Below are 24,999 nucleotides of genomic sequence, written 5' to 3'. Positions count from 1 at the left end.
CACGCTTCGGGCCCGCCGCGTCACAACCCGCTCAGCCCGCGGCAGCACCGCCGTCGTCCGCTGTTCGTGTGTCACCCGAAGAACCGCCGTTGCCGGCACCGGAAGTGGGCTCGCCCGTACTGCCGGATGCAGGTGCGGGCGGTGCCAGGAGTTCGGCTGCGGCCGCCGGTTCGACGGCCTTGCCGGCCAGCCGCAGCTTGACTACGGCGGCGTACTCGTCCACGTATTCCTGCCCGGAGAGACGCATCAGTTCGAACATGATCTGGTCGGTGACTTTACGCTGGATGTCGCGGTCCTCGGCCTGGTCCCGGTAGTGGCTGAAGTCCAGCGGCTCCCCAAAGATCATGCCGATCCTGCGGATGTTCGGCAGCCGCTTTCCAATGGGCTGGACCTTGTCCGTGCCGATCATCGCGACAGGTACCACCGGGACCCCGGCCTGCAGCGCAAGCCTGGCCACGCCAACCTTGCCCCTGTAGAGCCTGGAATCCGGGCTCCGTGTGCCCTCGGGATAGATGCCCAGCAGTCCGCCATGCGTGAGGACCTCCATGCCGGCGGTCAATGAGGCTGCGGAGGCAGCTCCCCCGGACCGGTCCATGGGCAGCTGGTTGGTCAGCCGGAAGAACAGGGCAGTCAGCCTGCCTTTGATTCCGGTGCCGGTGAAGTACTCCGACTTGGCCAGGAAAACCACCGGCCGGCGGACCATCAGCGGCATAAAGATCGAATCGGAGAAGGAGAGGTGGTTGGACGCAATAATCGCCGGGCCTTCAGCCGGAATATTGTCCAGTCCCTTGACCCAGGGGCGGAAAAGGAGCTTCAACACAGGACCAAGGAAGATCCGCTTCATGACCCAATAGAACACGTGAGAAACCTCTCCGGAAGGCGGCCTGCAGGCCCCGCGTCGGGCCTGGCCAGCAGTTCAATGCAACCCTACTCTAGTGAGATTTGTCCGGAACAGTGACACGATGGAGCCATGAGCGAAAGCAGCATCCCGTCCCCTCCTGCCGCTTTCAGCTATCCCGGACACGGGCCCAATGCGCGGATCGGCATCGCCATCTGCCACGGCTTCACGGGAAGCCCCCTCAGTGTCCTGCCGTGGGCCGAGCACCTCGCCTCACAGGGTTACGCCGTCACCGTCCCCCTGTTGCCCGGTCATGGGACTGACTGGCGCCACCTGGCAAGGACGCGGTGGACCGACTGGTACCGCAGCTTCGAGGCCGCCTACCTGGAGCTCGCGCGGAACACAGAAACGTGCTTTGTGGCCGGGCTCTCCATGGGCGGGGCCATTGCGCTGCTGACGGCCTCCCGGCACACCGTTGCCGGGGTGTCCGTGGTCAACCCGGGGCTGAGCTTCTACGACCGGCGGGTCCGGGTGATCGGAGTGCTGAAGTACTTCCAGCGGACAACACTCCCCATAGAGGAGGAACAGGCGACGGCGGCAGTCACCAACGACGGGGACTACTCGCGCACTCCCCTGGCGGCGGTGCACGAGCTGAAGAAGCTCTTTCGTGCCGCGGCCCGCGGCCTGTCAAAGGTCACGGCGCCTGTCCAGGTCTTCAAGTCCCGCACCGATGCCGTGGTACCGCCGACGTCCCTGGCGCTGCTCCGGAAAGGCCTCGGCAGCCGCCTCGCCGAAGTGGTGGATCTCCACAGCAGCGGACATGTGGCTACGCTGGACGTGGACGCACCGGAGATCTTTGCAAAATCCAGTGCTTTCGTCCACGCCCTCGCCCGCCAGAACACCGCATTGGAGACTCCATGACCTCCAGCCTGGACCACAGCCCCTTCAGCAGCGGCTGCACCGGCGGGGGGCCCCGCATCGGCGTGGTCCTCTCCCACGGGTTTACCGGCAGCCCGCACGGGCTGCGTGCCTGGGCCCAGGCACTGGCCGGCGCCGGCTTCGCGGTGCGCATGCCCCTGCTGCCCGGACATGGCACCAGCTGGCAGGAACTCGCCCGCACGCGGTGGCAGCAGTGGCACGGCGCCCTGGACGACGCATACCTGGAGCTGGACGCCAGCTGCGATTACGTCTTTTCAGCAGGATTGAGCATGGGTGGAGCGCTGGCCCTGCGGATCGCTGCCACCCGGCCCGTGGCCGGGGTGGTCCTTGTCAACCCGGGGCTGGTCATTGACGATCCGCGCGCGCCCCTCGCCGGCATCCTGAAGCTGGTCATGAAAAGTACGCCTGCCATCGGGAACGACATCCTTAAAGAAGGCATGGACGAGGGCGCCTATTCGCGGACCCCGGTAGCTGCCGCGCATGAGCTCAACAAGCTGTTCAAGGACACCATCAGGATCCTGCCCAGGGTCACCGCCCCCGTCCGGGTCTACCGGTCCACCATTGACCACGTGGTATCCGACTCCAGCATCCATGCCCTCCGCCGGGGATTGACCCACGCACCCCTGGATCTGGTCCGTCTTGAAAACAGCTACCACGTGGCCACCCTGGACAACGACGCCGACCAGATTTTCCAGGGCTCCGTGGAGTTCATCCGGGCGGTGGTTTCCGGCGTAAATCCGGAACGGCCAACGGCAAGCGCAGCATCGACCCTGGAGGCCACGCCCCATGAACAAGCCTGACCCCGGACCCCAGGACCAGGGAGCGAACCCGGACGACGCCGTCTGGCTGGATCTGGTGGCCCGCCTTGAATCCGGAGCCCCTGATGCAGGCACGGGCGGCATCAGCGGCACGGGAATTTCCGGCGATCCGGCGACGGACGCGGCGCCGCGCCCGGACGCTTCAGCCCAGGGGGGAAGGCCGCCCGTGTTCCGGGATTTTGACCCGCTGGGCCTTGCGGGCGCAGTCCCCGCGGAATTGTCCGCGGCGGAGCGGCAGGCCTCGGCTGAAACGCCGGGCCCCGGCGTCGAGGCAGGCTTCCCTTCCGGCCCCCGCGACTACGACGTGGACCCGGATGACGGTGAATTCGTCCCGGAGGAACCGCCCAGCCTGGCCGGAACAGATCCGCTGACCATGCTTGCGTGGCTCGCCGCCGTGGGCGGGCCGGTGGCCCTCCTGCTGTCCGTGATGTTCTGGCGCTCCGCCCCGCTCCTGGCCATCGTGGCTATTGTGGCTGCATTCGTCCTCGGAACGGTCTACCTGATCATGAAGCTTCCGCAGGAAAAAGACGAGAACGACGACGGCGCACGCGTCTAGCGCGGCCGGCTCCCCCGTGCTGCTCGTTCCCGTGCTCAACACCGGAGAAGTGCACGTTCCGTCAGCGGCGCGCCCGGCTGCTGACGCGGGACAGGTCGGCGGCTCCGATGAGTCCGGCGCTCGGCCCGAGGGCAGCCAGTTGAATGCCGGCGGCCGGCCGGAAACCACGCCCCGTCAGGTTGCGGGCGAAGGCCTTCCGGGCGGGCTCCACCAGCAGGTCGCCTGCTGAGCACAGGCCACCGCCGATGACAAAAAGTCCCGGATCCAGCGCCGCAGCCAGATTGGCCAGCCCCAGCCCGAGCCATTCCCCCACCTCCTCAAGCAGCTCCCGGCACGCGGGGTCACCGGCAAGTGCCAGCTCCGTGACGATCGCGCCCGTGATTGCTTCCGTCCGCCCGCCGACGGCCGCGAGCAGGTCCTGCGCCACCGGAGAGTTTGCCCGCGCCAGGATCCGGGCTTCGCGCCCCAACGCGTTCCCGGACGCATACTGTTCCCAGCAGCCGCGGTTTCCGCATTCACACCGGTGACCGCCCGGCATGATGATCTGGTGGCCGAACTCGCCTGCCACGCCGAACCGCCCGCGCTCCACCCTGCCGTCCATCACCATGGCACCGCCAATACCGGTGCCAAGGGTGATGCAGACCAGCCGGTCTTCCCCCTGCCCCGCCCCAAAGCGCCATTCCGCCCATGCGGCGGCATCGGCGTCGTTGGTCAGGAGCACGGGCCTGCGGAGGAGCTGCTGCAGGTTGGCCCGGAGCGGCTCATTGCGCCAGGCCAGGTGGGGGCTGAAAAGCACCGTGCCGCCGTCGAGGTCCATCCACCCGGCGGCGCCGATGCCCACTGACCAGATCCGGTGCCCCTTGCCCAGTTCCTCGACCAGCTCCACGATGACCTGCTCCACGGCCCGGGGGTCGCTGCCGGGCGTGGCACGGCGCGCTTCGCGGAGGATGCGGCCGTCGGCATCCACGACGCCGGCCGCCACCTTGGTGCCGCCGATGTCGATTCCAATGGCGAGGCCCTTGCGGCCGAGGCGCAAATGCTCACGGAAGCCCCCGCCGTCGTGCCGTGTCCCTGCCCCGCGCGAGGTGGGCCGCGCCCTCCAGGGGGCAGGTCTGCTCAGGGGCCCGGGCTGCTTGCCGGGGGGCGGTGCATACATAGTTCCCCATTCTAGGTGGGCATATTCCACGTCTGTGCGCGGACAGGCGGAGCTGCCGCGGACACGTCCGCCAGGCAGCATTGACGGCAAAGTTACCGGCCAGTAACTTTAGTTACTGCATGGTCCCGCATGGGCGTACTAGTCTTTAGGCATACCCCTGCGCGGGACCTCGGATATCAAAGGAGCTATAGTGCGCGAATTCAGTGTTCCGCCTCTTGTTGTTGTCCCACCGGAGACCAACATCACCGACCTTGTGCTGCGGCAGGCAGCGAAGGCCAGCAACCCGGCACTCTTTTCGCGGCTCGATGCCTCCGGAACCTGGCAGGACATTTCCGCCACCGATTTCCTGGCAGACGTCCGGACGCTTGCCAAAGGACTGATGGCCAGCGGCGTGGGAGCGGGCGACCGCGTGGGCATCATGTCCCGCACCCGCTACGAGTGGTCACTGGTGGACTTTGCCATCTGGTTCGCGGGAGCGGTCTCGGTCCCCATCTACGAAACGTCCTCACCTTCCCAGGTTGCGTGGAACCTCGGTGACTCCGGCGCCGTGGCCGCCTTCGGCGAGGCAGCCCACCATGAGGACATCATCCGCCAGGCCGTGACGGCGGAAGCACTCACTTCGCTCCAGCATGTCTGGCAGCTGGAAGGAAACGGTCTCGATGCCCTCCGCGAAGCCGGCCGCGACGTCAGCGATGACGACCTTGAGGCCCGCCGGAAGACCGCCGGACTGCGCGATACCGCCACCATCATTTACACCTCCGGGACCACAGGCAGGCCCAAAGGCTGCGAACTCACGCATGGCAACTTCGTTGAGCTGTCGGACAACGCGCTGGCCATTATTGGCGAAATCGTCCATGAAAACGCGAAGACCATCATGTTCCTCCCCCTGGCACACGTCTTCGCCCGCTTTATCTCCGTCCTTGCGATGGCTGCCGGCACCACTGTGGCCCATACCCCGGACATCAAGAACCTCCTGGCGGACCTCCAGAGCTACGAACCCACGTTCATCCTCGCGGTGCCGCGCGTTTTCGAGAAGGTCTACAACTCGGCCCTGACCAAGGCGGAGGACGGCGGGAAGGGAGCGATCTTCCACAAGGCGGCCGATACTGCCATCGCGTATTCCAAGGCACGGCAGGACGGCCGCATCGGCCTGGGCCTGAAGCTCCGCCATGCCCTGTTCGACAAGCTCGTCTATGGGAAGCTGCGGGCGGCCATGGGCGGGCACGTTGCCCACGCAGTCTCCGGCGGCGGTCCCCTGGGCGAACGCCTGGGCCACTTCTTCCAGGGCATCGGGCTGCAGGTCCTTGAGGGATACGGCCTGACCGAAACCACCGCCCCCATTTCCGTGAACACACCGTCAAGGATCAAGATCGGCTCCGTCGGGAAGCCCCTGCCCGGGAACTCAGTCAAGATCGCCGAGGACGGCGAGATCCTTGCCAAGGGTGTCTGCGTGATGCGGGGCTACTACCAGCGGCCGGACCTCACCAGCGAGACGTTCGACGACGGCTGGCTGCGCACCGGAGACATCGGCCGCCTGGATGAGGACGGCTTCGTCTGGATCACGGGACGCAAAAAGGAAATCATTGTCACCGCCGGCGGGAAGAACGTCATCCCGGCCCTGCTGGAGGACCAGATCCGGGCTGATGCGCTCGTCTCGCAGGTGCTGGTGGTGGGTGACAACCGGCCGTTCATCGGTGCGCTGGTCACCCTGGACCAGGAAGCCCTCCCCGGCTGGCTGCAGCGCCACAACCTCCCCGCGGACACCTCCCTTGCGGACGCCGCGAACAACCCGGTGGTCAAGGCAGCCGTCCAGGACCTGATCACCGCAGCCAACACCTCCGTCTCTCAGGCCGAAGCGATCAAGTCCTTCCGCATCGTGCCCGCCGACTTCACCGAGGCCTCCGGCCACCTGACCCCTTCCATGAAGGTCAAGCGGGCCCAGGTGATGAAGGACTTCGAAACGGTCATCGAGGAGATGTACGCCGCACCGCGTTCCTAACAGGCGCGAGGCGGTCACCGATCCTCTGCGTGCTATTCCCCGCGCCCCGCAAAGGCCGCTTCGCGGCGAGCAGGGGCGCGGGGCCCCTTTTACGCACGCTGCCGGACCGGAGTCCGCCACAGTGCCCGCTGTCCAGTCGAGCGGTGGCCAGGGCATTAAAGAACTAGAGGGTCCTCCTGGCGGGGGACCCTCTAGTTGCCTTGCTCAGCTGTTTTCTACTGCTCGACCACCAGCAGGAGGTCTCCGCCTTCCACCTGCTCGACGGCGGAGACGGCGAGGCGGGAAACCTTGCCGGCCACCGGCGTCGTGATGGATGCCTCCATCTTCATGGCCTCGATGGTGGCCACCGTGTCGCCTGCCTTGACCTCATCGCCCTGCTTGACTGTCAGGGTGACGGCGCCGGCGAAGGGGGCCGCAACGTGGCCGGGCTGGCCCGGGTCCGCCTTTTCGGCGGCCTTGACGTTGCTGACCACGGACCGGTCCCGCACAACAACCGGCCGGGACTGGCCGTTGAGGGTGCACATGACGGTGCGCATGCCCTTCTCGTCCGGCTCCGACACCGCTTCCAGGGAAGCGATCAGTCGTACGCCCTTCTCCAGCTGGATTTCGTGCTCCGCGCCGCGCTGCAGGCCATAGAGGTAGTCGCGGGTGTCCAGGACGGAGAGGTTGCCGTAGGTCTCCACGCTCTTGAGGTAGTCCTTGGTGGGACCGTCGAAGAGCAGCCGGTTGAGCGTGTGCTGCCGGGTCTTGGAGTCGGATTTCAGGGCCGCGCTGTCCTCGGCGCTGAGTTCCACGTCCCGGACCTTCACGCTGCGGCCCTGCAGGGCCTTGGTGCGGAACGGCTCCGGCCATCCTCCCGGGGGGTCGCCGAGCTCGCCGGACAGGAACCCGATGACCGAATCGGGAATGTCGTAGTTCTGCGGGTTCTCGTTGAAGTCGGCCGGGTCCGCGTTCAGGCCCACCAGGTGAAGGGCAAGGTCACCGACAACCTTCGACGACGGCGTGACCTTGACCAGGCGGCCAAGGATGCGGTCGGCGGCGGTATACATGTCCTCAATGGCTTCGAACCGTTCGCCCAGGCCCAGCGCCATGGCTTGCTGGCGGAGGTTGGACAGCTGGCCACCCGGAATCTCGTGCTGGTAGACGCGGCCGGTGGGGCCCGGCAGTCCGGACTCGAAGGGCGCGTAGACCCGGCGGACTGCTTCCCAGTAGGGCTCGAGGGAGCTCACCGCTGCCAGGCTCAGGCCGGTGTCGCGGGGTGTGTGGGCCAGTGCCGCAACCAGTGCCGAGGCCGACGGCTGGCTGGTGGTTCCGGCCAGCGATGCCGAGGCAACGTCGACGGCGTCCACACCGGCGTCCACGGCAGCCAGGAGGGTGGCCAGCTGGCCGCCCGCGGTGTCGTGGGTGTGCAGGTGGACCGGCAGGTCGAACCGTTCCCGCAGGGCCGCAACGAGCTTCGCGGCAGCGGCGGGCCGGAGCAGGCCTGCCATGTCCTTGATCGCCAGGATGTGGGCTCCGGCGTCCACGATCTTCTGTGCCAGCTCCAGGTAGTAGTCCAGCGTGTAGAGCTTTTCCTCCGGATCCAGCATGTCGGCCGTGTAGCACAGGGCCACTTCGGCCACAGCGGTGCCCGTTGCCCGGACTGCCCGGATGGCAGGAGCCATCTGGCTGACGTCGTTCAGGGCGTCGAAGATCCGGAAGATGTCGATGCCGGTTGCTGCGGCCTCGTTGACGAAGGCCTCGGTGACCTCTTCCGGGTAGGGCGTGTAGCCCACGGTGTTGCGTCCGCGGAGGAGCATCTGCAGGCACACGTTCGGGAGGGCCTGGCGGAGGGCAGCGAGCCGGTCCCAGGGGTCTTCGCCCAGGAACCTGAGGGCCACATCGTAGGTTGCGCCGCCCCAGGCCTCAACGGACAGCAGCTCCGGCAGCAGTGCCGTGACCGCGGGGCCGGCCGCCACCAGGTCGCGGGTGCGCACCCGGGTGGCGAGCAGCGACTGGTGGGCGTCACGGAAGGTGGTGTCCGTGACTGCGACCGGATTCTGTTCGCGCAGGGCCTTGGCAAAACCCTCGGGTCCCAGTTCAAGCAGCTTCTGGCGGGAGCCGGGTGCAGCCTGCTTGTCCTTGACCGACGGCAGCTTGCTGGCCGGGTTGGAGTGGACGGTCAGTTCGCCGTTGGGCTTGTTGACGGTGACTTCGGCCAGCCAGGTGAGGAGCTTGGTGCCGCGGTCGGCGGAGACGCGGGCCTTGAGCAGCTGAGGACGCTCGTCGATGAAGGAGGTAGCGACGTCGCCTGCGATGAAATCGGGGTCGTCAAGTACTGCCTGCAGGAACGAGATGTTCGTCGAGACGCCGCGGATGCGGAACTCCGCCAGCGCACGGCGGGCGCGGGCGACGGCGGACGGGTAGTCCCTGCCCCGGCAGGTCAGCTTCACCAGCATGGAATCGAAGTGCGGGCTGATCTCGGCGCCCGAGTAAACCGTGCCGCCGTCGAGCCGTACTCCGGCGCCGCCGGCGGAGCGGTAACCGGTGATCTTTCCGACGTCGGGACGGAAGCCGTTCGCGGGGTCCTCCGTGGTGATGCGGCTCTGCAGCGCTGCGCCCTTGAGGTGCACCGTCTCCTGCGAGAGGCCCAGGTCAGCCAGCGTCTCGCCGGAAGCGATGCGCATCTGCGCCTGGACCAGGTCGACGTCGGTGACTTCCTCCGTGACCGTGTGCTCCACCTGGATGCGGGGGTTCATTTCGATGAAGACGTGCTGGCCGGCGCGCTCACCGACGGTGTCCACCAGGAACTCCACGGTGCCGGCGTTGACGTAGTTCAGTGCCTTGGCGAACTTGACGGCGTCCCGGTAGAGCGCCTGGCGGATGCCTTCGTCCAGGTTGGGGGCCGGCGCGATTTCGATGACCTTCTGGTGGCGGCGCTGGATGGAGCAGTCGCGTTCGAAGAGGTGCATGACGTTGCCCTCGGCGTCGGCCAGGATCTGCACCTCGATGTGGCGCGGGCGGAGGACAGCCTGCTCCAGGAACATGGTGGGATCGCCGAACGCCGCATCGGCTTCGCGCATTGCTGACTGCAGGGCCTCCGGCAGGGCTTCCCGGGTATCCACCCGGCGCATGCCGCGGCCACCGCCGCCGGCGACGGCCTTGGCGAAGATGGGGAATCCGATGTCGTCGGCGGCCGCAATGAGTTCGTCCAGGTCCTTGGACGGCGCGCTGGACTTCAGGACAGGCACGCCGGCGTCGCGGGCAGCCTTCAGCGCTGCCACCTTGTTGCCTGCCAGTTCCAGGACTTCAGCGGGCGGCCCAACGAACGTGATGCCCGCAGCCTTGGCTGCCCGGGCGAGGTTCGGGTTCTCGGAAAGGAAGCCGTAGCCCGGGTAGATTGCGTCCGCTCCGGATTCCTTGGCTACCCGCACTACTTCGTCAACGTCCAGGTATGCCCGGACGGGGTGGCCCTCTTCGCCAATCAGGTAGGCCTCGTCCGCTTTTTGGCGGTGGATCGAGTTCCTGTCCTCATGGGGGAATACGGCAACGGTCTTGGCGCCCAGCTCGTAGCCGGCGCGGAAGGCCCTGATCGCGATTTCGCCGCGGTTGGCCACCAGAACTTTGGAAAACATACTTCTCCTGCATCATTGCGGGTGGATCGGTGAGTGGTCACAGTGTCTAGGACCTACAAGGACAAACACAAATCTTTGTGGCCACCATCACAGATTTCCCCGTCATGTCCCGAACCCTTTTGCCGCCGCGGGCGGAAACCGCCCCCGCAGCACAGTCGGTGCCATGCCGACGCCCGATAAAGCAGGATTCGCCGACGCATCAACATATGATGAGTAGGGCGGCAGGACCGTCCGGCTTCGGCACTGCCGGAGCAAACATTACCCCCAACACGGCATCCGGCGTTAGGTTTTGGTCTCTCAAGTGCAAGTAGTCAGCATCAGCAGCCTCAAGGGTGGAGTCGGCAAGACTTCCGTCACCACAGGATTGGCGTCCGCGGCGCTGGCCGCAGGCATCAGCACGCTGGTGGTGGACCTTGATCCGCATGCAGATGCCACCACTGCGTTGGGCGTGCAGCCCGGCGACCAGCTGGATATTGGCCGGATGCTTAAAAGCCCCCGCCGCGCCAACCTGGCCGAAAACGTGGTCCGCAGCAGCTGGACGGCGCGGACCCAGGCCAACGGCTCCGGCCCCGCAGTGCTTGACGTGGCCGTCGGATCCGCCTACACGGGCATCTACGACCGTCCGGACCTCCGCCGCCGGGACCTCCGCAGGCTCTCCTCGGTGCTGGCCACCGGCGGCGATTACCAGCTTGTCCTGGTGGACTGTCCGCCGTCGCTCAACGGCCTGACCCGGATGGCGTGGACTGCCAGCGACAAGGTGGCACTGGTAGCCGAGCCCGGCCTGTTCTCGGTGGCGGGGACCGAACGGACCATGCGGGCCATCCAGCTTTTCCGGCAGGAGTTCGCCCCCAATCTCTCTCCCGCAGGCATCGTGGCAAACCGGGTGCGGTCAGGGTCCTCCGAACACACCTACCGGCTCGCGGAAATGGAATCCATGTTCGGCGACCTCCTCCTGAGCCCCCGGATCCCCGAGCAGGCCAACTGGCAGCAGATCCAGGGCGCCGCCCACCCCGTGCACCATTGGCCCGGCGACTCCGCAAAGTCCGCGGCGGCACTCTTCGATGACCTGCTGGCAAACCTGATGGCAGTGGGAAGCGGCCTGCGCAGCCGCGCCCGCTAAGGCAGCGAGCCCCCACACCCGGTTTAGGGATAAGGGGCCGCCCTCCATATGGAGGGCGGCCCCTTATCCGTTGAACATCAGCTGATTTTGCGGGCTGCGCGGCGCTTGCTCAGTTCGTCGTCCGGAAAGGACTGTTCGGCGGCGTGCTCACTGGGAAGTGATGCCAGGCTGCCTTCCACTTCACGCCAGACGCGGCCCACTGCGATTCCGAAGACGCCCTGGCCGCCTTGGACAAGATCGATGACTTCATCGGCGGAGGTGCACTCGTAGACGCTCGCGCCATCGCTCATCAGCGTGATCTGGGCAAGGTCCTCGACACCGCGTTCCCGCAGGTGCTCCACGGCGCTGCGGATCTGCTGCAGGGAAACCCCCGTGTCCAGGAGGCGCTTGACTACTTTGAGGACAAGGATGTCACGGAAGCCGTAGAGGCGCTGGGATCCGGACCCGGCAGCGCCGCGGACCGCAGGCTCCACCAGGCCGGTGCGGGCCCAATAGTCGAGTTGGCGGTAGGTGATGCCGGCAGCCTTGCATGCGGTGGGTCCCCGGTAACCGGCGTCCTCGTCCAGTACGGGAAGGTCCTCGGTGAACAGGAGGCCCTGGGCACCGCTCGCGGGCACAGCAACACCAGCCGTGGGCTGCTTTAGCCCGCCTGCTTCGCCTTTGGGACTCACCTGGATCCTCCTTGTCATGCGCTCCCGGGTAACTACTGCAGCAGCGGTGCATGAAGACCATGCATGTAATTTTCGCGGGCGCACTTTCCAGTGTGACTTGCGAGGCTGCCGTAAGCAATGGGAACTTGATACTTCGACGTTAGGCCCGGCGGCTTGCAAGGTCAAAGACCCTGAGGGGTTTCACGAGGCGTGTCGAAAGATTCATCCTCAACTTTAACCTTAATGTGACCTTAGCCGTCGAAATCCTCGGGTTCAACGTCGTCCAGGAACTCGCGGAACCGGCGCAGTTCGCGCTCTTCGTCAACGGTGGGGCCGGGCTCGGTGTCCTCGCCCTCGTCGTGCTCTGTGATGCGCACGCCGGCCTCATCCATGACGGAATCGGCGCACCAGATCCGGCACTTCGCGCGAAGCGCCACGGCCAGCGCGTCCGAAGCCCGGGAACTCACCGTGGTGCCGTTCTCGAACTGGAGCTGGCCGTAGAAGATGTTGTCCTCCACTGCCACGATGTTGACGCTGACCACCGAGTGCCCCAGCGCTTCCACCACATCCACCAGGAGATCGTGGGTCATGGGACGGGGCGGCACGACGCCCTGCTGGGCCAGGGCGATGGCACTGGCTTCGGGCGTGCCGATCCAGATGGGAACGTGCCGCTCACCGTGCATCTCCCGAAGCAGGACCAGCGGCTGGTTGGAAGGCAGTTCGATGCGAACGCCTACAATCTCGACTTCAATCATCAGATGTCCATGCGTGAGATATGGTCCTGCACCAGAGCCCGGTGCAGGGTGAGGCAGAGATCGCTGATTTCGCGGGCGGCCTCGGCCGCGCGAGCCTGGGATGCAGCGTCCTTGCGGGACGCCAGCGGCGCCACGACGCGTTCCACGAGGCCGAACTCCCGCTCGGCAGCCGCCTGGAAGGGGCGCAGGTGGCGGGGTTCAAGGCCGTGGCTCTCCAGCTGGACACAGGCACGGGCCACCTGGAGTGCGTGCTCGTCGAACTGCCCGTTGGTGTGGCTGATCAGGCCGAAGCTCAGGAGGGACTGCAGCAGCGGCACGCTTGCACCGGACTCAGTGCGGAGCTGTTCCTCGGTGAGCTTGCGCCCCCGGCTCTGCAGTTCCGCCGCCAGCTCGTCGGAGACGACGCGGGGGGAAACAACGACGCCGGGCGGCAGGTTCTCCGGGCGTTCGCCCCTGTCGATGGCGTCAAGGTAGTCCTTGATGACTTTCAGGGGAAGGTACTGGTCCCGCTGCAGGGCCAGCACGAAGCGCAGCCGCTCGACGTCGCCGTCGGAGTACTGCCGGTACCCGGCAGGCGTCCGGCGGGGGTTGATCAGCCCTTTTTCCTCGAGGAACCTGATTTTAGACGCAGTCATGCCGGGAAAGTCCCCGCTGAGCTGTGCGAGGACTTCCCCGATGTTGAGGACCTGGGGTCCCCGGCGTTCCGGTTGTGCCATTGCCACAGGCAGTGGTCCCCGGTTCAGCCGCGGCCTGCAGCGGTGGCAGGGCTCAGGTAGAAGGTGAGGCGGAACTTGCCGATCTGGACTTCGCTGCCGGACTTGAGCTCCACGCTGTCCACGCGGTCGTGGTTGACGTAGGTGCCGTTCAGGCTGTTCTTGTCCACCACTTCAAAGCTGCGTGCCGTGCGGCGGAACTCGACGTGGCGGCGGGAGACGGTGACATCGTCCAGGAAGATATCGGCGTCCGGGTGCCGGCCTGCCGTGGTGACATCGGAGTCGAGGAGGAACCGGGCGCCGGCATTGGGGCCGCTGTGGGCGACCAGCAGAGCCGACCCGGCCGGCAGCGCCTCCACGGAGCTGCGCTCCTCGGACGAGAGCTTGGGTGCGATTGTGGGCTCATCCCTCACCGGGGTGAGATGGATGGAGGTGGTCTCCGACTCCCTGGCCGCACCCGCGCCGTATTCCCCGTCGGCAGGGTTCTGTGTGTGGCCAGCCATGGACTCCTCCTCTTTCCGCTGCGGCCGTCAGGCCTGCAACCAACATATGTCCTCCGGGCCTGCCGCGCAGGTCCGGAACCGGCTGCCGATCCGGCCGCTGACGTGCGAAGACATTCTGGCTTCGCCCCGGGCCGGACCGGAAATTCCGGTTAGCTTTAGCCTACCTGCTGTTCGTACTCCGATGCACTGAGCAATGAGTCGACGGCGTCAGCTTCGGCAAGCTTGATCTCGATCAGCCATCCGTCCCCATAGGGATCGGTGTTGATCAGGGCGGAATCGGTGTCCAGGGACTCGTTCCGGCCCACAACTTCGCCGCTGACGGGGGCGTAGATGTCGCTGACGCTCTTGGTGGACTCCACCTCGCCGACAACTTCGTTTGCCGTAATCTTGGTGCCGACTTCCGGCATCTGGGCGTAGACAACATCCCCGAGTGCGTCCTGGGCAAAGTCGGTGATGCCTACCCGGACCACGCCGTCGGCATTGGGGGCGGTGACCCACTCGTGCTCGGCGGTGTAGGACAGATCTTCGGGAATGTTGCTCATCAGGGGCCTTTCATCGGGTCGAACACCAGAGTCAACGCGGCCCGGGAAACGGGCTGCGTTGAAAGTATAGGCACAACTGCCGGAGCGTTCGCCGGGGTTTCTGACAAGATGGGACGCATGAGCGCATGCATCGTCCGCGGCCACGCCAGGAACGGCGGGTGACGGATGCCTGAGCTCCCCGAGGTTTCCGGCCTGGCAGGCTACCTGGACGACCATCTGCAGGGAACCGTTGTATCCAAGGTGCAGATCGTGTCCTTTGCCGTACTCAAGACAGCCGATCCCCCCTTCACTGCCCTTGAGGGCAGGACTGTCACCGGCGTCCGGCGCTTTGGAAAGTTCATCAGCATTGACACCGGCGGCATTTCCTTTGTCTTCCACCTGGCCAGGGCGGGCTGGGTCCGCTTCACGGACTCCCCCACCGACGCCCAGCTGAAAATGGGCAAGGGGCACATCGCCGCCCGCCTTGCCTTCACCGGCCCCGGGGGGCCGCGCGGCTTCGACCTTACCGAGGCGGGCACCAAGAAGAGCCTGGCGGTTTATGTGGTGAGGGATCCCCAGGAGGTCCCGGGCATCGCCACGCTGGGCCCGGACCCGTTCAGTGAAGCGTTCGACGCCGACATGCTGGCTGGGATCCTTGGCTCCAGCTCCCAGCAGGTCAAGGGGCTCCTGCGAAGCCAGGGTGTGATCGCCGGGATCGGCAACGCCTACAGCGACGAGATCCTGCATGCCGCCCGTATCTCGCCGTTCGCCACGGCCAAATCCTTGGACCGCGCAACAGTCCAGGTGCTGTACGACGCCATCCATGACGTCCTGGGCACTGCACTGGCGGAGGCAAGCGGCAAGCCGCCAAAGGATCTCAAGGACGTGAAACGGAGCCACATGCGCGTCCATGCCAGGACGGGCCAGCCCTGCCCGGTGTGCGGAGACACTGTTCGTGAGGTTTCCTTTGCCGACACCTCGCTGCAGTACTGCCCCACCTGCCAGACGAAGGGCAAGATCCTGGCCGACCGCAGGACGTCGAAGTTCCTGAAGTAGGAAGGCTCACGGTCCCGGCACGGGTTCCGTGCGGAAGGGTCCAAGGACGGTCAAGCAGGTTAAACAGCAGGGGCCGCTTCCGGATTTCTCCGGAAGCGGCCCCTGCTGTTTGTGGTCGGGCTGACAGGATTTGAACCTGCGACCCCTTGACCCCCAGTCAAGTGCGCTACCAAGCTGCGCTACAGCCCGCTGGTTCTGCCGTTCTCCGCTGAGCTTCATCCCTGAATCACTTCGAGGATTTCCACCAGCAGTCCGGCCGAACCACCTAGAAGAGCTTACACGATCCCGGAGGGTGCCAGTGACACTTTCCCGGAATCAGCCCTGTGGTGTGTCGGAGACAACACCGGAATTAACGCTTCTTGCCGCGCTTTTCCCGCACGCGCATGCTGACCTCGATGGGTGTGCCCTCGAAGCCGAACGTTTCCCGCAGCCGGCGGGTGATGAAGCGCCGGTATCCGGGGTCCAGGAAACCGGTGGTGAACAGGACGAACTTCGGCGGGCGGCTGGAGGCCTGGGTGCCGAAGAGGATGCGCGGCTGCTTGCCGCCGCGGACCGGGTGCGGGTGGGCGGCAACAAGCTCGCCCAGGAACGCGTTGAGGCGGCCGGTGGCAATACGCTTGTCCCAGTTCTCCAGGGCCAGGTCCAGGGCAGGAACCAGGCGGTCCTTGTGCCACCCGGTCTTGGCCGAGATGTTCACGCGGGGCGCCCAGTCCACGTGGGCCAGGTCCTGCTCGATTTCACGTTCGAGGTAGCGCCGGCGTTCGTCGTCGAGCAGGTCCCACTTGTTGAAGGCCAGCACCAGGGCGCGGCCCGACTCAATGGCGAGCTGCAGGATCCGCACGTCCTGCTCGCTGAGGACCTCGTCCACGGCAAGGAGCACGACGGCGACCTCCGCCTTTTCGAGCGCGGCCTGCGTGCGGAGGGAAGCGTAGTAGTCCGCGCCCTGCGCCATGTGCTGGCGGCGGCGGATGCCTGCCGTGTCCACGAAGCGCCAGGTCCGGCCACCGAGTTCGATGAACTCGTCCACCGGATCGCGGGTGGTGCCGGCGGTGTTGTCCACCACCACCCGTTCAGTGCCGGCCAGCTTGTTCAGCAGGGAGGACTTGCCCACGTTGGGGCGGCCGATCAAGGCGATGCGGCGGGGTCCGCCGGAGCGTTCCAGGCCCTCGATGGTGGAGAATTCCGGAAGCACATCCATCACGTGGTCAAGCAGGTCGGCCACGCCGCGGCCGTGCAGCGCCGAGACCGGGTAGGGCTCGCCAAAGCCCAGGCCCCACAGGGTGGCGGAGTCCGCCTCCTGGGCAAAGTCGTCAACCTTGTTGGCCACCATGATGACCGGCTTCTTGCTGCGGCGCAGCATCTTCATGACGCCCTCGTCGGTGGCGGTTGCCCCGACGGCGGAGTCCACCACGAAGAGCACTGCGTCCGCGAGCTCAACGGCCATTTCTGCCTGCTCGGCCACGCGGGCATGGATGCCGCGGGCGTCGTGTTCCCAGCCGCCGGTGTCCACCAGGGTGAAGTTGCGCCCGTTCCAGTTGGCGGAATACATGACGCGGTCGCGGGTGACGCCGGGGGTGTCCTCCACCACGGCCTCGCGGCGCCCAAGGATGCGGTTCACCAGCGTGGACTTACCCACGTTGGGCCGGCCGATGATGGCCAGGACGGGATCGAGCTTGACGGGGCCGTCGAAGTCCTCGTCCCCGTATTCGCCGCTGAGCAGTGCGGCATCTTCCTCGTCGAGGTCATAGTCCTCCAGGCCCGCCCGGAGGGACGCGGCGCGAAGCTCTGCCTCGTCGTCGTCAATGGCAGCCAGCCGTTCCGCCACCTGGTCCGTGCCCGTGGGCGTGTATTCGTCTTCGCCGGCGCCGAAGTGGCCGGGAGTTTGAGTCGTATCGCTCATTGCACTGTCCTTAGTGGTCATCTGCCGGCGTCCCGGCTACTGCTGTTAAGTCTTGGCGGGCATCTGCGAAAGGCAGTGGCTGCCCGCTGAGTTGAATGGAGTCCTGGACGTGCCCTGCCAGCGCGGCGCGGATTTCCAGCGCCGCCCTGTCCATTGAAGCACGCCCGCTTTCCCCTGCCCGGCGGGCAAGGGTGAGGGCATATCCGAAGCTGACGTGGAAGCGCCTGCCCGGCCGGGGCACGGAATCGAGGTGCTCCGCACCCGTGCGGGTGCCCAGGATGGCCACGGGGACCACCGGGGCTCCGGAGTTCAGCGCGAGCCAGGCGACGCCGCCGTTGATGTCCGCCGCTGCCCCGCTCCCCCTGGTTCCTTCGGGAAGGATGCCGACGCACCGGCCGGCGTCGAGCACTTCCTTGCACCGCTGCAGCGCGGTCCGGTCGCCGCGCCTGTCCACCGGCAGCTGGCCCGAAGCGGTCAGCACCTGGCCGAGGAAGCCCTTGAACATCTCCTGTTTGACCAGGATGTGCATGGGGCGAGGTGACGCGCCGAACATGACCGGCCCGTCCAGGAAGCTGATGTGGTTGCCCGCGAAGATCACGGGTCCGCCGGTGGGCACATTCTCCCTGCCCTTGACGGTGGTCCGGTACACCACGTGGTCGAGGACCCAGCCCACCGGCCTGCTCCACGCCATGGTCAGTCCGGAGGGAACGCCGGGCCTGCGGTCAGTCACGGTTGAGGACCTTTGTGACGATCACCAGGGCAGCGGCCACCGTCTGGTCGAAGTCGAGGTCCGACGAATCCAGCGTCACGACGCCGGAGGCGGCTTTGGTGAAGTTCACGACGGAGGAGTCCTTGGCATCGCGGTGGGTCACCTGCGCCGCCAGCTGCTCGGCGTTCTGGGTGCCGCCAAGCTGGATTCCACGCCGGCGCAGCCGCGCCTCCTCACTGGCGGTAAGCAGCATCCGCACTTCCGCTCCGGGCGCGACGACGGTGGTGATGTCCCTGCCTTCCACCACCATGCGGCGGTGGTGCTTTTCGATCAGTTCCCGCTGCCGGCGGATAAGCTCAGTCCGGGCCCCCAGGGTGGTGGCCACGGCGCTGACGGCAGAGGAAATGGCAGGCTCGCGGATGGCGTCGGTGACGTCAACACCGTTCACCCGCACGTACTCCTCCAGCGGGCTGGTGCTCAGTTCCAGGACCAGGTCGCGTGCGGCCTGCTCCACTGCTGCGGCGTCGTCGAGGTCGATGCCCTCGTTGACGCAGAACCAGGTGAGGGCCCGGTACATCGCGCCCGTGTCCAGGTACGCAAGCCTGAGCCTGCGGGCCACTTCCTTGCTGACGCTGGATTTGCCGGACCCGGACGGGCCGTCAATGGCCACCACCAGCGGCCGGCCGATGCGCAGCGCAGGCATGGTATCGAGAAGTTCCTGTGTCATTACTGGAGTACCCGCCATCCGCGGTCGTTGAGTGCTTCGATCAGGTGGTCATGCTTGTTCGGCAACACGGAGATTTCCACCATACCTACGTTTTGCCCTGACGAGTGGTCCAGGCGGAGGTCCTCCAGGTTGACGCCGATCTCGCCGATTTCCGTGAGGAGCCGTGCGATCTGCCCGGGTTTGTCGTCTACCAGGACGGTCAGCCAGGAGTACGCCTGCGGCGGCCCCCCATGCTTGCCCGGAATACGTGCCTGGCCGGCGTTGCCTTCACTCATGAGCTGCGCGAGGTCCAGCCGTGCGCCCGGAGCCGTGGGGTCCTCGAGCGTTCCGATCAGGCGGTTCAGGTCATCCCGGACGCCGTAGAGGATTTCCACGACTTTCGCAGCGTTGCCGCCGAGGATCTGGACCCACAAGGACGGGTCGCTGGCCGCTATCCGCGTGACGTCCCGGAGTCCGTTGCCGGCCAGGGACAGGGCATGCAGCGGCGTGCCCTGGAGCCGGCTCGCCAGCAGCGAGGACATGACCTGGGGCAGGTGGGATACCAGGGCAACGGCTTCGTCATGCTCATCCGCCGTGAACTGGGATACAACTGCGCCCAGGTCCGAGGCCAGGGAACGGGCGGCCTGCAGGGCGGCGCCAGAGGTTTCCTCTGAGGGGCACACCACCCACGGCATCGAGGTGAACAGCTCGCCCCGGGCAGCCACGGGGCCTGACTTTTCCCGCCCGGCCATGGGGTGGGTGCCCACGTACCGGGAGAGGTCGACGCCGCGGCGCCGCAGGCTTTCCAGGATGCCCGCCTTGACGCTGGCTATATCCACCACAACTGAGCGGGGAAAATCCGAGAGGGCGTTTTCCACGACGTCGGCCGTAACGTCCGGCGGCGCAGCAACCACCACCAGCTGCGGGACAGCGCTGCCCAGTTCCGGCAGCGGCCGGCCTGCGCCGATGTCCACGGCCACCGCCTGGTTCGTGGGCGAGGGGTCGGACAGGAACACCGGAACGCCCCGTCCGCGCAGGCCCAGGCCAATGCTGGCGCCGAGCAGGCCGGTCCCGAGGACCACCACCGGACCATCCAGGTGCCCGCGGCCCTGGCTGTGGAAGGCGGACATGCCTCAGAGCCCTACGGATGCCAGCAGATGCCCGACTTCCTGCTTGCCGAGGTTGCGGATGCTGCCCTGGCGCTGGTCGCCCAGGCCGATGGGGCCCACCTTGACGCGCACCAGCCGAAGCACCGGGAAGCCGACGGCGTCGAAGAGGCGGCGGACAATACGGTTCTTGCCCGAGTGCAGCACAACTTCGATCAGCACGTGGCCGGGGGTTGAGTCAACCAGCCGGAAGGAGTCGACGGAGGCAAAGCCGTCCTCCAGTTCCACGCCTTCCTTGAGCTGCGCGCCAATACCCTGGGGGAAGGGACCGCGGACCTGTACCAGGTACGTCTTGGGCACTTCGTAGGAAGGGTGCGTCAGGCGGTTGGCCAGCTCGCCGTCGTTCGTCAGCAGGAGCAGCCCCTCGGTGGCGACGTCGAGGCGCCCCACGTGGAAGAGACGTTCGCCGGTGTTCTTGTTGCTCTTGAGGAAATCGCTGATGCAGGGCCGGCCCTCGGGGTCCTCCATGGTGGAGACAACGCCCTTCGGCTTGTTGAAGACCATGTAGACGAGGTTCTCATCCAGCTGGATGCGCAGGCCGTCCACGTGGATGACGGAAGTCTTGGGATCAACCCGGACACCGAGCTCGGTGACGACCTGTCCGTCCACTTCCACCCGGCCCTCGGCAATCATCTCCTCGCAGACGCGGCGCGAGGCGACGCCGGCCGAGGCCATGACCTTCTGCAGGCGCACGCCGTCGGCGTCGTGCAGTTCCGACTGGGGAACGTCGCCGCGCGGGCCCTTCTTCCGTGACGGCCTGCGCACCGGCCCCAGGTTCTGGCCGAAGCGTTCGCTGCCGAACGCACGGGAGGCTGCGGCGCCGGGTGCCCCGGTGCGCGGCTTCGGCTTGAGGGCGCCTGGAGTGCCCGGCGCCTTCTTGGCTCCGGGCTTGCGCGCTGCAGGCTTCCGAGAGGAAGGCCTGGCGGCCTTCGGATCTGCGGCGCCACGGCCCTGCTGGGGGCCGTCCGACGCCAGATCCGGATCGATGAAGCGTTCCTCGCGCGGCTTGGGTGCGCGCTGCGGGCGGTCGCTGCCGAACCCGCCGCCCCGCTTCGGGGCACCGCCGCGGAACGCGCCCGCTGACTTGCCACCCTGGGAGGTGTTGCGCTGGGGATTGTTGCGTCCCGAGCTGTTACGTGGTGAACCCTGGCGTCCCGCCTGTGTCATGACCCGTCCTTCAATTGTTTGGCCGGAAAGGTGTCCAGAGACAACCCTAACCAGCCGTGCAGAAATAATCTGCCCTGATAAATATCCTTGCCCAGGCAGCTCGAAACTGCCTAGATCCCTTCGGCGTCGTAGTACTCCGCTATGCCGTCCAGGCCCGGAAGATGGGGAGACAACTGCGGCAGCTCGGCCACAGAACCGATGCCCATCCGTTCCAGGAAATACGATGTGGTCCGGTACAGCATGGCCCCGGATTCCGGATCCGTTCCCGAATCCTCGATCAACCCGCGCTGGGCGAGTGTCCGCACCACAGAGTCAACATTGACGCCCCGAATTGCGGAAACCCTGGCCCTGGAGACGGGCTGACGGTACGCGATGACCGCGAGCGTTTCCAGGGCTGCCTGGGTAAGCCTGGCTGTCTGGCCTTCCAGCACATACTTGCCCACAATGTCGGCGAAGTCCGTGCGGGAGTAGATCCGCCAGCCACCGGCGATGTTCCGCAATTCAAAACCCCGGGGGCTGGAGCCGAAACCAGCGTGGCTGGCTTGATCCATATCCGGGGCTTTAACAGTATAGCCGCTATACTCGCGCTGCAGTTCAGCCAGCAGCCCGCTCACCTTTTCAACGGTCAGGCCAAGGCCGGCGGCCAGTTCCTCTTCCGTGGCCGGCTGGTCGATGACCATCAGCACAGCCTCAACGGCAGCTTTGGCCCCGCCCGGGAGGTTTTCGAGGTCCTCCTCCCCCGGTTGCGTGGCTTCCGGTGCTTCCCTGGTCACAGCTGCTCCTCGAACTCTTCACTTAGGTTGTCTGCGGACCACTGCCGGCCGCCGGCGGTCCAGTGGACGGCAAGGTCCGCCAGCGGCGACAGCTGGTCGAAGGACACCGCTTTGTCCCGGAACAGCTCCAGCAGCGCCAGGAACCTCGCAACCACCACAAGGGTGGATTCGGCGTCGGCGATCATGGCCCGGAAGGTGAGCGGCGATTCCCGCTGGAGCCGCAGCCCTATGATTTCGGCCTGCTCCTTGACGCTGACGTTGCCGCCGTGGAGATGGGCCAGCCCCACTTCGGTGGGTTTCGGCGCCTTGGGCCGCAGCGCAGTTTCCGCCAGCGCGGCAAACTGTTCCGGGGTGTGCTTCCACACGAGTTCCGGGAGCATCGCCGCGAAATGCTCCTCCAGGGCAACCTGGCGGGGAAAGCGCATGGCTTCCTGGTGCAGTGATTCACCCAGGAGGCCGGCCACATGTTTGAAGGCCTTGTACTGCAGGAGCCGGGCGAAGAGGAGGTCCCTGGCCTCAAGCAGCGCCATGTCCTCGTCGTCTTCCACCTCGCCGGCAGGAAGGAGCCTGGCAGCCTTGATGTCCAGGAGCGTCGCGGCAATCACCAGGAACTCGCTGGCTTCATCCAGTGCCCATTCCCCGCCCAGTTTCTGCAGGTTGCGGATGTACTTGATGAATTCGTCCGTCACCGTGGCGAGGGCCACCTCGGTAATGTCCAGCTGGTGCTTGGCGATCAGTCCCAGCAGGAGGTCGAAGGGACCCGTGAAGTTGGCCAGCCGCACCTCAAAGCCGGGCTTGGATTCGGCCACGTCCTGGCTAGGGTGCGCCGCCGCGCGAAATCAGTTCTTTGGCCAGGCGCCGGTAGGCGTCCGCACCGATGTGGTTGCCGGCGTAGCTGGTGATCGGCTCCGCGGCCACCGTGGCGTCCGCGAACTTGATGGAACGCTTGATGACGGTCTCGAAGACCTTGTCCCCGAAGGCTTCCACCAGCCGGGTGATGACTTCACGGCTGTGGAGGGTCCGGGCGTCATACATTGTGGCGAGCACCCCGTCCACCTGCAGGCGCGGGTTGAGGCGGTCCTGCACCTTGTCGATGGTTTCCACCAGCAGGGCCACCGCACGGAGGGCGAAGAACTCGCAGATCAGCGGGATGATCACGCCGTGCGCCGCGGTGAGGGCGTTGACGGTCAGCAGGCCCAGCGAGGGCTGGCAGTCGATGAGGACGACGTCGTAATCGTCCTCCACCTTCTTCAGGGCCCGGTCCAGGACCTGCTCGCGTGCCACTTCATTGACGAGCTGGACTTCGGCAGCGGAGAGGTCGATGTTGGCCGGCAGCAGGTCGACGTTCTCGACGCCGGTCTGGTGGATGGCGTCACGGATGTTGACCTTGCGGTCCATCAGCACGTTGTAGACCGTAAGGTCCAGTTCGTGGGGGTTCACGCCGAGGCCTGCCGACAGCGCACCCTGGGGATCGAAATCGACCAGGAGTACCCGGCGCCCGTACTCCGCCAGAGCTGCCGCGAGGTTGATGGTGGAGGTGGTCTTGCCGACGCCGCCCTTTTGGTTCACCATGGCGATCACACGCGCCGGACCGTGGGAGGACAGCGGTGCCGGTTCCGGGAACTCCCGGTATGGGCGTCCCGTGGGGCCCATCACCGCGTTGTCCAGGTCAAATTCCGTGCCCTCCAGAGTTGCCGAACCCTGTTCGCTGCTCACGTATCTATCCACACTTTCGATGACGGTGATTTCCTGCCGCTGGGTGCCAGCGCCGTTCCTTCTTCTTCCCAAGGTTACAGCGACCGACACGGTATTCGGCGGAACTTGACTTTCCCCCCATGTTGAGCCTTGACCCTCTAGCTGAGGTCGAAGGTTGGTTCTGACGGGGCACGCAGCAGCCCCCGCGGCCGGGGCTGCGGGGGCTGCTGCGTTGATACTGTATGCGCGTGGCGCGGTGCCTAGACGGCGGCCGGAACGCGGGGCGCGTCGGTTTCCGTGGCTGCCGGTTCGGCGTGGCCGGTGTGGCCGGCGATCATGGTCTGCTCGTCGAAGGGCAGTTCGCCGGAGAGGACGCTGTTGACCTGGCCGCCGTCGATCTCCTTGACCCACGTGCCAATCAGGACGGTGGCTACGGCGTTGCCGGTGAAGTTGGTCAGGGCGCGGGCTTCGGACATGAACCGGTCGATGCCCACGATCATGCCCACGCCGCCCAGGAGCTCAGGCTTGTGTGCCTGCAGGCCTGCAGCCAGTGTGGCGAGGCCGGCGCCGGTGACACCGGCGGCACCCTTGGAGGCGATGATCATGAAGACCAGCAGGGAGATCTGGGCTCCCAGGTCCAGCGGCGTTCCCATGGCGTTGGCTACGAAGAGTGACGCCATGGTCAGGTAGATGGCGGTGCCGTCCAGGTTGAACGAGTAGCCGGTGGGTACCGTGACGCCAACCACAGGCTTGGAGACGCCGAGGTGCTCCATCTTTGCGATCAGGCGGGGCAGGGCAGCTTCGGAAGAGGACGTGGAGAAGATCAGCAGGTATTCACGGCCCAGGTACTTCATGAGCTTGAAGATGTTGACCCCGGACACAACCTTCAGCAGACCGCCCAGGATGATGACGATGAACAGTGCGCAGGTGATGTAAAAGGCGGCCATCAGGGTGAACATGCTGACGATGGCCTGGAAGCCGGTGGCTCCCACGACGGCGGCGATGGCACCGAATGCGCCAACCGGGGCAAGCCACATGATCATGATGAGGATGCGGAACACGACGGCCTGGCCATGGCCGATGGCCTTGAGTACCGGGGCACCCTGCGGGCCCATCTTCTGCAGGGCGAAACCTACGAGGAGTGCGGCGAAGAGCGTCGGAAGGACCGGAATGTCTCCCGGGATGATCCCGAGGAGGAAGGCGACGGTGCTGTCGACTTCGGCCTTCTTGGAGGGATCGTACGGCGCCAGCTTCAGGCCCTCGCCCGGGTGGATCAGGTTGCCAACAACCAGGCCGATGGCGAGCGCGAAGGTGGACATGAGCACGAAGTATCCCAGCGCCAGGCCACCAACCTTGCCCACCGTGGCGGCCTTTGCGATGGAGCCGATACCCAGGACGATGGTGCAGAAGATGATGGGCGCAATCATCATCTTGATCAGCTTGATGAACCCGTCACCCAGCGGCTTCAGGGACTTGCCGACCTCGGGGAACATCAGGCCCACCACGGCACCGAGGATAACGGCGGCGATGACGGCAATGTAGAGGTAATGCGATTTGTCGATGCCCTTGCGCCGCGTCTTCACGGTGTCAAGCGACTCTCCTCGTTGAGAAGCCATGATGTGTCTCCTTATATGGATAATCTGAT

The 24,999-nt window shown here is 66.1% G+C and carries 23 protein-coding genes and 1 tRNA gene; 6 read left to right on the top strand and 18 right to left on the bottom strand.

Annotation, left to right across the window (positions count from 1 at the left end):
* Positions 1–31: 31 nt before the first annotated feature.
* Positions 32–859, bottom strand: a complete 828-nt coding sequence (locus tag HTS88_RS07480; protein ID WP_174176963.1) for a 1-acyl-sn-glycerol-3-phosphate acyltransferase — start codon at positions 857–859, stop codon at positions 32–34.
* Positions 860–970: 111 nt separating this feature from the next.
* Between HTS88_RS07480 and HTS88_RS07475 the strand changes: the two genes are divergently transcribed.
* From HTS88_RS07475 to HTS88_RS07465, 3 genes are read left to right on the top strand one after another with little or no spacing between them, the layout of a single operon-like run.
* On the top strand, positions 971–1,759 hold the full coding sequence (locus HTS88_RS07475) for an alpha/beta hydrolase (protein ID WP_174176961.1): 789 nt from the start codon (positions 971–973) through the stop codon (positions 1,757–1,759).
* On the top strand, positions 1,756–2,577 hold the full coding sequence (locus HTS88_RS07470) for an alpha/beta hydrolase (protein ID WP_174176958.1): 822 nt from the start codon (positions 1,756–1,758) through the stop codon (positions 2,575–2,577). The genes HTS88_RS07475 and HTS88_RS07470 overlap by 4 nt, the downstream gene beginning before the upstream one ends.
* The gene (locus HTS88_RS07465) at positions 2,564–3,151 is read left to right on the top strand and encodes a hypothetical protein (protein WP_174176956.1); all 588 of its coding nucleotides are present in this window, start codon (positions 2,564–2,566) and stop codon (positions 3,149–3,151) included. Before HTS88_RS07470 ends, HTS88_RS07465 begins: the two co-directional genes overlap by 14 nt.
* A gap of 61 nt (positions 3,152–3,212) precedes the next feature.
* Here HTS88_RS07465 and HTS88_RS07460 read toward each other — a convergent pair whose 3' ends face one another.
* Positions 3,213–4,307 carry an ROK family glucokinase gene (locus HTS88_RS07460; protein WP_174176954.1) on the bottom strand — a complete coding sequence of 365 codons (1,095 nt, stop codon included), beginning with the start codon at positions 4,305–4,307 and terminating at the stop codon, positions 3,213–3,215.
* Positions 4,308–4,497: 190 nt separating this feature from the next.
* On the opposite strand from HTS88_RS07460, the gene HTS88_RS07455 reads away from it, so the two are divergent.
* Entirely contained in the window at positions 4,498–6,306 is a 1,809-nt protein-coding gene (locus HTS88_RS07455; protein WP_174176945.1) for an AMP-dependent synthetase/ligase, read from the top strand.
* Positions 6,307–6,521: 215 nt separating this feature from the next.
* On the opposite strand, the gene HTS88_RS07450 is transcribed toward HTS88_RS07455, so the two are convergent.
* On the bottom strand, positions 6,522–9,920 hold the full coding sequence (locus tag HTS88_RS07450; protein WP_174176943.1) for a pyruvate carboxylase: 3,399 nt from the start codon (positions 9,918–9,920) through the stop codon (positions 6,522–6,524).
* Between the two features lie 301 nt (positions 9,921–10,221).
* On the opposite strand from HTS88_RS07450, the gene HTS88_RS07445 reads away from it, so the two are divergent.
* Positions 10,222–11,040, top strand: coding sequence for a ParA family protein (locus HTS88_RS07445; RefSeq protein WP_174176941.1), 819 nt, complete (start codon positions 10,222–10,224; stop codon positions 11,038–11,040).
* 77 nt (positions 11,041–11,117) lie between these two features.
* Here HTS88_RS07445 and HTS88_RS07440 read toward each other — a convergent pair whose 3' ends face one another.
* From HTS88_RS07440 to gcvH, 5 genes are all read right to left on the bottom strand, one after another.
* Positions 11,118–11,711 (bottom strand): MerR family transcriptional regulator, encoded by a 594-nt coding sequence (locus tag HTS88_RS07440; protein ID WP_066275050.1) that lies wholly within the window; start codon positions 11,709–11,711, stop codon positions 11,118–11,120.
* Between the two features lie 230 nt (positions 11,712–11,941).
* Complete coding sequence (locus tag HTS88_RS07435; protein WP_009358600.1) at positions 11,942–12,445, bottom strand: bifunctional nuclease family protein; 504 nt, start codon at positions 12,443–12,445, stop codon at positions 11,942–11,944.
* Positions 12,445–13,161, bottom strand: a complete 717-nt coding sequence (gene ftsR / locus HTS88_RS07430) for a transcriptional regulator FtsR (RefSeq protein WP_174176939.1) — start codon at positions 13,159–13,161, stop codon at positions 12,445–12,447. Before ftsR ends, HTS88_RS07435 begins: the two co-directional genes overlap by 1 nt.
* Before the next feature lie 23 nt (positions 13,162–13,184).
* A complete protein-coding gene (locus tag HTS88_RS07425; RefSeq protein WP_174176937.1) occupies positions 13,185–13,661 on the bottom strand; it encodes an FHA domain-containing protein in 477 nt (158 codons plus the stop codon).
* 155 nt (positions 13,662–13,816) lie between these two features.
* Positions 13,817–14,203, bottom strand: a complete 387-nt coding sequence (gene gcvH, locus HTS88_RS07420; protein WP_104188752.1) for a glycine cleavage system protein GcvH — start codon at positions 14,201–14,203, stop codon at positions 13,817–13,819.
* Between the two features lie 165 nt (positions 14,204–14,368).
* On the opposite strand from gcvH, the gene HTS88_RS07415 reads away from it, so the two are divergent.
* Positions 14,369–15,238, top strand: coding sequence for an Fpg/Nei family DNA glycosylase (locus HTS88_RS07415; RefSeq protein ID WP_174176935.1), 870 nt, complete (start codon positions 14,369–14,371; stop codon positions 15,236–15,238).
* A 112-nt stretch (positions 15,239–15,350) separates the two neighbouring features.
* Here the strand turns inward: HTS88_RS07415 and HTS88_RS07410 are convergent.
* The 10 genes from HTS88_RS07410 to HTS88_RS07365 all read right to left on the bottom strand — a co-directional run bounded on the left by HTS88_RS07410 (position 15,351) and on the right by HTS88_RS07365 (position 24,970).
* Positions 15,351–15,427 (bottom strand) — tRNA-Pro (locus tag HTS88_RS07410).
* Positions 15,428–15,587: 160 nt separating this feature from the next.
* Positions 15,588–17,138, bottom strand: coding sequence for a ribosome biogenesis GTPase Der (der, locus tag HTS88_RS07405; protein ID WP_066275036.1), 1,551 nt, complete (start codon positions 17,136–17,138; stop codon positions 15,588–15,590).
* Between the two features lie 10 nt (positions 17,139–17,148).
* Positions 17,149–17,829 (bottom strand): lysophospholipid acyltransferase family protein, encoded by a 681-nt coding sequence (locus HTS88_RS07400; protein ID WP_174177095.1) that lies wholly within the window; start codon positions 17,827–17,829, stop codon positions 17,149–17,151.
* A gap of 31 nt (positions 17,830–17,860) precedes the next feature.
* Positions 17,861–18,574: a (d)CMP kinase gene (gene cmk, locus HTS88_RS07395; RefSeq protein WP_174176933.1), complete on the bottom strand. Its 714-nt coding sequence runs from the start codon at positions 18,572–18,574 to the stop codon at positions 17,861–17,863.
* Entirely contained in the window at positions 18,574–19,683 is a 1,110-nt protein-coding gene (locus HTS88_RS07390) for a prephenate dehydrogenase (protein WP_174176931.1), read from the bottom strand. The genes cmk and HTS88_RS07390 overlap by 1 nt, the downstream gene beginning before the upstream one ends.
* A 3-nt stretch (positions 19,684–19,686) precedes the next feature.
* Complete coding sequence (locus tag HTS88_RS07385) at positions 19,687–20,886, bottom strand: pseudouridine synthase (protein ID WP_174176929.1); 1,200 nt, start codon at positions 20,884–20,886, stop codon at positions 19,687–19,689.
* Between the two features lie 110 nt (positions 20,887–20,996).
* Positions 20,997–21,659 carry an SMC-Scp complex subunit ScpB gene (gene scpB, locus HTS88_RS07380; RefSeq protein WP_174176927.1) on the bottom strand — a complete coding sequence of 221 codons (663 nt, stop codon included), beginning with the start codon at positions 21,657–21,659 and terminating at the stop codon, positions 20,997–20,999.
* Positions 21,656–22,468 carry a segregation and condensation protein A gene (locus HTS88_RS07375; RefSeq protein ID WP_174176925.1) on the bottom strand — a complete coding sequence of 271 codons (813 nt, stop codon included), beginning with the start codon at positions 22,466–22,468 and terminating at the stop codon, positions 21,656–21,658. The genes scpB and HTS88_RS07375 overlap by 4 nt, the downstream gene beginning before the upstream one ends.
* Positions 22,469–22,475: 7 nt before the next feature.
* On the bottom strand, positions 22,476–23,375 hold the full coding sequence (locus HTS88_RS07370; protein ID WP_104188770.1) for a ParA family protein: 900 nt from the start codon (positions 23,373–23,375) through the stop codon (positions 22,476–22,478).
* A gap of 239 nt (positions 23,376–23,614) precedes the next feature.
* Entirely contained in the window at positions 23,615–24,970 is a 1,356-nt protein-coding gene (locus tag HTS88_RS07365; protein ID WP_174176923.1) for a cation:dicarboxylate symporter family transporter, read from the bottom strand.
* Positions 24,971–24,999: the final 29 nt, after the last annotated feature.

This window comes from Pseudarthrobacter oxydans, from assembly GCF_013314975.1.
GTDB lineage: Bacteria > Actinomycetota > Actinomycetes > Actinomycetales > Micrococcaceae > Arthrobacter > Arthrobacter oxydans.
Note: the sequence above shows the minus strand (reverse complement) of the source record. Positions and strands in the feature narration are given on the sequence as shown.